General features: G+C 75.3%; 3 protein-coding genes. All 3 read left to right on the top strand.

Translation table 11 applies throughout. From position 1 onward, the window contains the following. Positions 1–4062: polyketide synthase family protein (locus CA984_RS41360; RefSeq protein WP_086578789.1), on the top strand; the 4062-nt coding region annotated here is incomplete at its 5' end. After that, positions 4059–4262 (top strand): MbtH family protein, encoded by a 204-nt coding sequence (locus CA984_RS41355; protein WP_231509936.1) that lies wholly within the window; start codon positions 4059–4061, stop codon positions 4260–4262. The genes CA984_RS41360 and CA984_RS41355, both read left to right, overlap by 4 nt. A gap of 5 nt (positions 4263–4267) precedes the next feature. Then, positions 4268–7402 (top strand): non-ribosomal peptide synthetase, encoded by a 3135-nt coding sequence (locus tag CA984_RS41350; RefSeq protein ID WP_086578788.1) that lies wholly within the window; start codon positions 4268–4270, stop codon positions 7400–7402. The last annotated feature ends 81 nt before the right edge of the window (positions 7403–7483 follow it).

Here is a 7483-nt window from a genome sequence, read left to right as displayed (position 1 = left end):
GCCGCCCCCCTGGCCCCGCGGCCCGCCCACCTGCTGCAGGTGTCCGCCAAGACCGCCACCGCGCTTGACACGGCGGTGGACCGGCTCGCCGGGCACCTGGCGGCCAACGAGGGCCTCGACCTCGCCGACGTGGCCCACACGCTGCGGGTGGGCCGGATGGAGTACCCGCACCGGGCCGCGGTGGTGGCCACCGACCGCGCCGACGCGGTCGGCGCGCTGCGCGACCGCAAGCGCCGCCGCAAGGGAGAGGCCGGCGTCACCCCGCCGGCGGTCGCCTTCCTGTTCTCGGGGCAGGGGGCGCAGCACGCCGGCATGGGCGCGGAGCTGTACCGGACGGAACCGGTGTTCGCCGCCGCCGTCGACGAGTGCGCGGACCTGCTCACCGAACACCTCGGCCTCGACCTGCGCGACCTGGTGTTCGGCGCCGCGCCCGACGCCGACGAGACGCTCCGGCAGACGCGCTACACCCAGCCGGCGCTGTTCACCGTGGAATACGCGCTGGCCAGGCTCTGGCAGAGCTGGGGGGTACGGCCGGCCGCGATGATCGGCCACTCCATCGGCGAGTACGTCGCCGCGACCGTCGCCGGGGTCTTCACCCTGCCCGACGCGGTACGGCTGGTCGCCGCCCGCGGCGCGCTCATGCAGTCGATGCCGCCGGGCGCGATGCTCGCCGTCCAGCAGGACGAGTCGGCGCTGGCCGGACGGCTGCCGGAGGGGGTGTCGGTGGCGACCGTCAACGGCCCCGGCACCTGCGTGGTGGCCGGTCCCGCGGACGCGGTCGAGGCGTTCGCCGAGACGCTGAAGGCCGAGAAGGTGGGCTGCAAGGCCCTGCGCACGTCACACGCGTTCCACTCGGCGATGATGGAGCCGATCCTCGACGAGTTCACCGCGCTGGTCGCCTCCGTGCCGCGGCAGGCGCCGAGCATGCCGTTCTGGTCCAACGTCACCGGCGAGCCCATCACCGCCGAGCAGGCGACGGACCCGGCGTACTGGGCCGGTCACCTGCGGCAGCCGGTCCGGTTCGGCGCCTGCGTCGCCGGGCTGTTCGCCGCGCACGGCGACACGCCGCCGCTGCTGGTGGAGTGCGGGCCCGGACGGCAGCTGGCCGGACTGGCCAGGATGCAGCTCCCCAAGGGAGCGCCCGCGCCGCTGCCCAGCCTGCCCGGCCCCGGGGAGCGGGCCGGGGACGCCGTCACCGTCTACGACGCGGCGGGCACGCTGTGGTCCGCCGGAGTGCCGCTGGGCGCCGATTTCGGCGCGGCGGCCCGCCGGGTGCCGCTGCCGGCCTACCCGTTCGAGCGCCGGCGCTACTGGATCGACGCCGACCCGGTCGACCAGGCCGCCGCCGCGCCGGTCCGGCGCCGTGGCCCGCTGCCGCTGGACGACTGGTTCGCGGTGCCCACCTGGCGTCAGGCCGCCCCGGACCTCCGCCGGACCGACCTCGGCGACTGCCTGGTGCTGGCCGACGGGCCTCGCGGGGAGGAGCTCGTCGCCGAGCTGCGCGCCCGGGGCGCCACCGTGCGGGTGGCCGGCCCCGGCGACCACGAGACGCTGCTCGCCGCCGGCGCCCCCGCCAGGATCGTGCACGCCCTGGCGCTGGACGGCGTGCCCGCCGACGGCGCGATCGCCGCCACCTGGGACGCGCAGGAGCGCGGCTTCTTCAGCCTGCTGGAGCTGGTCCAGGCCCTGGCCGGCGCGGGGGTGACCGACGGAGTCCACCTCGACGTGGTGTCGTCGGGCGCCTCGGACGCGCAGGGCGCCCTGCTCCGCCCCGAGCACGCCACCCTCGCCGGCATCGCCCGGGTGGTCCCGCTGGAACTTCCCGGCCTGACCGTCCGCCACATCGACGCCGACCCGGAGGCGGGCGCCGCGCAGACGGCCGACCTCGTCTCCGAGCTGCTGCGGCCCGCCGACGAGACGGAGGTGGCGCTGCGCGCCGGCCGTCGCTGGGTCACCGACTACGCCCAGGTCCCCGTGGGTGCGGAGACCTCCGGGTCCACGGTGGTCCGCGACGGGGGCCGGTACCTGATCACCGGTGGGATCGGCGGGATCGGCATCACCCTCGCCGAGGACTTCGCGCGGCGGGCCCGCGCCCGGCTGGCGCTGCTCAGCCGCAGTGGCCTGCCGCCCCGCGAGGAGTGGGACACCCACCTGGCGGTACACGGCGGCGCGGACAGGACGGGCCGGGCCATCCTCGCGATCCGGCGGATGGAACAGGCCGGCGCCCAGGTGCTGGTGCTGGCCGCCGACGTCACCGACCCGGCCGAGCTGCGCGCGGTGCGCGAGCGCGTCGACGCCGAGTTCGGCGGGCTGGACGGCATCGTGCACGCCGCCGGCCTGCCCGGCGGCGGAATGGCCGAGGTGAAGGACCGTGCGGCGGCCACCGCCGTACTGGCCCCCAAGATCGCTGGAACCCTCGCCCTGGCGCAGGCCTTCGGCGACCTCCCGCTGGACTGGGTGGCGCTCTGCTCCTCGGTGACCTCGGTGGTCGGCGGTTTCGGCCAGGTCGACTACTGCGCGGCCAACAACTTCCTCGACGCCTACGCCCGCAGCGCGCACGGCTGGCGCGCGCCGGTCGTCTCGCAGAACTGGGGCGGCTGGACCGAGGTCGGCATGGCCGTCGAGGTGGCGGCGCCCGACGGGTTCCGCGCCGCCCGAGGCGGGGTGGCCGCAGCGGTGGACCACCCGGTCCTGTCCAGTCGGGTGACCGGTCAGGACGGGGAGGCCGAGTGCCACGGGCTGGTGTCGGCCACCACGCACTGGCTGCTCGACGAGCACCGCATCGGCCAGGTGCCGGTGGTGCCCGGCACCGGTCACCTGGAGACGGCGCGGGCCGCCGTGGCCGCGTGCCTGCCCGCTCCGGACGCCGACCACGCCGTGGAGCTGCGGGACGTGGCGTTCCTGGAGCCGTTCTCCGTCCCCGACGGGGCCACCGCGCAGTACCGGGTGGAGCTGACCACCTCGGCGGACGGCGTGGAGTTCCGCGTGGTGAGCCGTACGGCGGGCCACTCGGCCACGCACGTGCGCGGTTCGGCCGCCTGGGTCCGTTCCGAGCCGGCCGCCGGGGTGGACGCCCCGTCGATCGTGGCGCGGTGCCGGCCGAGCTCGGCCGTACGCGAGACCGGCCGCACCAGCATGCTCACCTTCGGCCCCCGCTGGGACGCGCTGGGCGAGCACCACGTGGGCCCGGACGAGGAACTCGCCAGGATCGTCGCGCCCGAGGCCGCCATGGCCGACCTGGAGCGCTGGGTGCTGCACCCGGCGCTGCTGGACGTGGCCACCGCGTTCGGCGAGGGCCGCGGGGAGGGCAGCTACCTGCCGCTCTCCTACGGCCGGGTGCTGGTGCGCGGGCCGCTGCCCGCCCGGTTCTGGAGCCACCTGCGCTACGCCGACGGCGGTGACGACGTGGTCTCGGCTGACCTGACGCTGTTCGACGAGGACGGCCGGGTGCTGGTGGAGATCGGCGACTTCGTCCTGCGCCGGGTGAACCGCGACGCCGTCACCGGCGACCTCGGCGCCGTCCCCGGCGGCACGGCCGGGAGGGACGCCGCGGCGACCGCGCCGGCCGGCGACGGGATCTCCCCCGTGGACGGCGCCGAGGCGTTCCGCCGGGTGCTGGCCGCACGCCTGGGCCCGCAGGTCGTGATCAACCCGCTGCCGGTGGCCGAGCTCGCCGAACGGGCCAGGTCCCGGACCACCGACACCATCGCCGGGGACACCGGGGCCGACGAGCGGCCCGGGTCCGCGGAGGACGGAGACGACCACGCCACGCCGCGCAACGAGCTGGAGGCGACCATCGCGCGGGTGTGGAGCGACGGTCTCGGCGTGTCGCGGGTCGGCATCGACGACGACTTCTTCGAACTCGGCGGCAACTCGCTGATCGCGGTGCAGCTCATCGCCTCGCTGCGCAAGGCCGTCGGCGTGAAGCTGCCGATGCGCAGCCTGTTCGAGTCCCCGACCGTGGCCGAGCTGGCGCTCGTCGTCGAACGGCTGCGGGCCGCCGACGGCGAGGCCGAGCAGTCCCGCCCGGCCACCACCATCCCCAAGCTGGACCGTAAATGAACAAGGCAGGAACCATGACCGACCACCCCTATCTGGTCGTGCGCAACGACGAGGAGCAGTACTCGATCTGGCCCGCGGGGCGGATCCTCCCCGCCGGGTGGCACGAGGCCGGCTTCAGCGGAGCGAAGCAGGAGTGCCTGGACCACATCGAGACGGTGTGGACCGACATGCGGCCCCTCAGCCTGCGTCAGGGCGGGTGACGGGGATGACCGCCAGGGAATGGGAGGCTCCGGCCTCCTTCGGCCAGGAACGCATCTGGCTGGCCGACCAGATGGATCCCGGCTCGCCGGTGTTCAACCTGCCGTGCTCGCTGGAGATCCTGCACCCGATCGAGGCCGATGAGGTCGTCGCGGCGCTGAAGACCGTCGTCGACCGGCACGAGGTGCTCCGCACCTCCTTCAGGATCGTCGACGGCGCCCTCCGCCAGGTGGTGCACGCCGAGGTCGACCTCGACGTGCGGGTGCACGACCTGCGGGCGCTCCCCGCCGAGGAGCGCAAGGCCCGGATGTACGACCACGCCCTGGCCGCCGCCAGGGCCGCGGTCCCCACCGACCGTGCCCCGCTGTGGCGGGCCACGGTGACCCGGACCGACGACGCGCGCTGGGTGGTCGGCTTCGTGGTCCACCACGCCGTGTTCGACGCCACCTCGGCCGTCATCCTCACGACGGAGTTGACCGAGCTGTGCGCCGCCGCGGCGGCCGGCCGGCCCGCCGACCTGCCGGAGCTGCCCATCCAGTACGCCGACTACGCGGCCTGGCAGCGCGGCCAGCTCACCGGCCAGGCCCTGGCCGGCCAGACGGACTACTGGCGGTCGCGGCTGGCGGGGCTGCCCGCCGTGCACACCCTCCCGACCGACCGGCCACGGCCCGCCCAGCTCGGCTACGCCGGTGACGAGGTCCGCTTCACGATCCCGGAGGAGCTGCAGGAGCGGGCCGCCGCGGTGGGACGCCGCTCGGCCGCGACGCCGTTCATGGTGTTCCTGACGGCCTACGTCGCGCTGCTGTCCCGGCTGTCCCGCGACGACGACACCGTCGTCGGGGTGACCTTGAGCGGCCGGGACCTGCCGGAGGTCGCCGGGCTGGTCGGCATGTTCATCAACCAGATGGTGGTGCGGACCGACACCTCGGGCGACCCGGCCTTCGCCGAGCTGCTCGGCCGGGTCCGCACCACCCTGCTCGACGCCATGGAGAACGGCCAGATCCCGTTCCAGGCGGTCGTGGAGGCGATCGCGCCGCAGCGGGATCCGGGGGTGCAGCCGCTCTACCAGATCGGCTTCAACTACATCCCCGACTCCGGCATCGAGCCGATCCCCTACAGCACCTCGAAGGACGACCTGGCGTTCGACCTGACCACCGGCACCAGCCGGCTGCTGTACCGCACCGACCTGTTCGACCGGGGCACCGCGGAGACGTTCGTCGCCCGCTACCTGCGCGTCCTGGCCGCGGGCGCGGCCGACCCGGACACCCGGATCGGCGACCTGCCGCTGATGGACGAGGCCGAGCGCGCGTCGCTGCTGGAGGCGGGCGCGCAGGAGCCGCCGCGCGAGCACGCCACGGTGTGCCGCATGGTGGAGGCGCAGGCCGCGCGCACCCCGGACGCGACCGCCGTGATCGTCGGTGACCGGCGGCTGACCTACGCGGAGCTGGAGGAGGCCGCCGGGCGGGTGGCGGACCGGCTGCGGCGGTCGGGCGTCGGCCCCGAGTCCCTGGTCGCGGTGTACGCCGAGCCGTGCCTGGAGCTGCTGCCCGCCCTGCTGGGCGTGTGGAAGGCCGGAGCGGGTTACGTGCCGGTGGATCCCGGCTACCCGGCGGAGCGGGTGGCGTACATGCTCGCCGACTCCGCCGCCGCGGTGGTGCTCACCCAGCGGCACCTGACGGGCGCCCTGCCGGCCGCCGGCGCGACCGTGCTCACCGTCGACGACCCCGGCGAGTGGACCGGGCAGCCGGCCGCCGGCTCCTCCCGGGAGGCTACGCCGGAGAACGTCGCGTACGTCATCTACACCTCGGGCTCGACCGGCACCCCCAAGGGTGTCGTGGTCGAGCACGGCTCGGTGGCCGCCTACCTGGCGTGGGCCGGCACCGCCTACCCCGGCCTGGCCGGACAGGCGCTGCTGCACTCGCCGATCTCCTTCGACCTGACCGTGACCGGCCTGTTCGGGCCGCTGACCGTCGGCGGCGCGGTGCGGTTCGCCGCCCTCGACGACGGCGTCGCGACCGGTGACCGGCCGACGTTCCTCAAGGCCACCCCCAGCCACCTGGCGCTGCTGGCGGCGCTGCCCGACCACGCGGCCCCCAGCGCCGACCTGGTGCTGGGCGGTGAGGCGCTGCCCGCCGACTGGGTCACCGCCTGGCGGGAGCGGCATCCGGGCGTCACCGTCGTCAACGAGTACGGTCCCACCGAGGCCACCGTCGGCTGCGTCGCGGCCCACGTGGCACCCGGCGAGGCGCTGCCCGTCGACCAGGCGGGCTCGGTCGGGATCGGCCGTCCGGCCCCCGGCAACACCGCCTACGTGCTGGACGGCGGGCTGCGGCCGGCACCCGCCGGTGTCGTCGGAGAGCTCTACGTCGCCGGCCCGCAGGTGACCCGCGGTTACCTGAACCGGCCGGGCGCCACCGCCGCCGCCTACGTGCCGTGCCCCTACGGGCCCCCCGGCGGGCGGATGTACCGTACCGGCGACCTGGCGCGCCGGCGCGCCGACGGGAGTCTGGAGTTCGTCGGCCGCGCGGACGACCAGATCAAGCTCCACGGCTACCGCATCGAACCCGGCGAGATCGAGACGGCCCTGCGGGCGCAGCCCGGCGTCCGCGACGCCGCCGTCAGCGTCCGCGAGGACACCACCGACGGCAGGCGGCTCGTCGCCTACCTGGTCGGCGAGGCGGACCTCACGGCGATCGGCGACGCGCTCGCCGCCACCCTGCCGGCCCACATGATCCCGTCCGGCTACGTCACCCTCGACGCCCTGCCCCTGACCGCCAACGGCAAGCTCGACCACGCCGCGCTCCCCGCGCCGTCGGCGCCCCCGGAGCGCAGGTACGTCGCGCCCCGCACCGCCGCGGAGGAGCTGGTGGCGGAGGTGTTCGCCGAGCTGCTGGGGGTGGAGAAGGTCGGCGCCGAGGACGACTTCTTCGAACTCGGCGGCAACTCCCTGCTGGCGATCCGGGCCATCGCCAGAATCCGCGGTCAGATCGAGGTCGACATCCCGGTCCGCGGGCTTTTCTCCTACGCCACCGTCGCCGACCTCGCGGCCGAAATCGAACGGCGGCTCAACGAAGACCTCGACCAGCTCAGCGATGAGGATGTCGAGCGGCTACTCACAGCGGAAGGTGACGGCCGGCCATGACGACCACCCCAGAGACCACCCCACAGCCCCCCTTACCGACCCCCGCGCAGCCGTCCGCGGCCCGCCGGGCGCTGCTGGAAC

Origin of the sequence: Streptosporangium minutum (assembly GCF_002149035.1) — a bacterium.
GTDB classification, from domain to species: domain Bacteria; phylum Actinomycetota; class Actinomycetes; order Streptosporangiales; family Streptosporangiaceae; genus Streptosporangium; species Streptosporangium minutum.
The sequence above is the reverse complement of the archived record's forward strand: the minus strand, read 5'-3'. Positions and strand labels throughout refer to the sequence as shown.

Bases quoted from the DNA above. Each gene is read 5' to 3' on its own strand.
- CA984_RS41355 (WP_231509936.1), top strand. From the start codon at position 4,059: ATGAACAAGGCAGGAACCATGACCGACCACCCCTATCTGGTCGTGCGC.
- CA984_RS41350 (WP_086578788.1), top strand. From the start codon at position 4,268: ATGACCGCCAGGGAATGGGAGGCTCCGGCCTCCTTCGGCCAGGAACGC.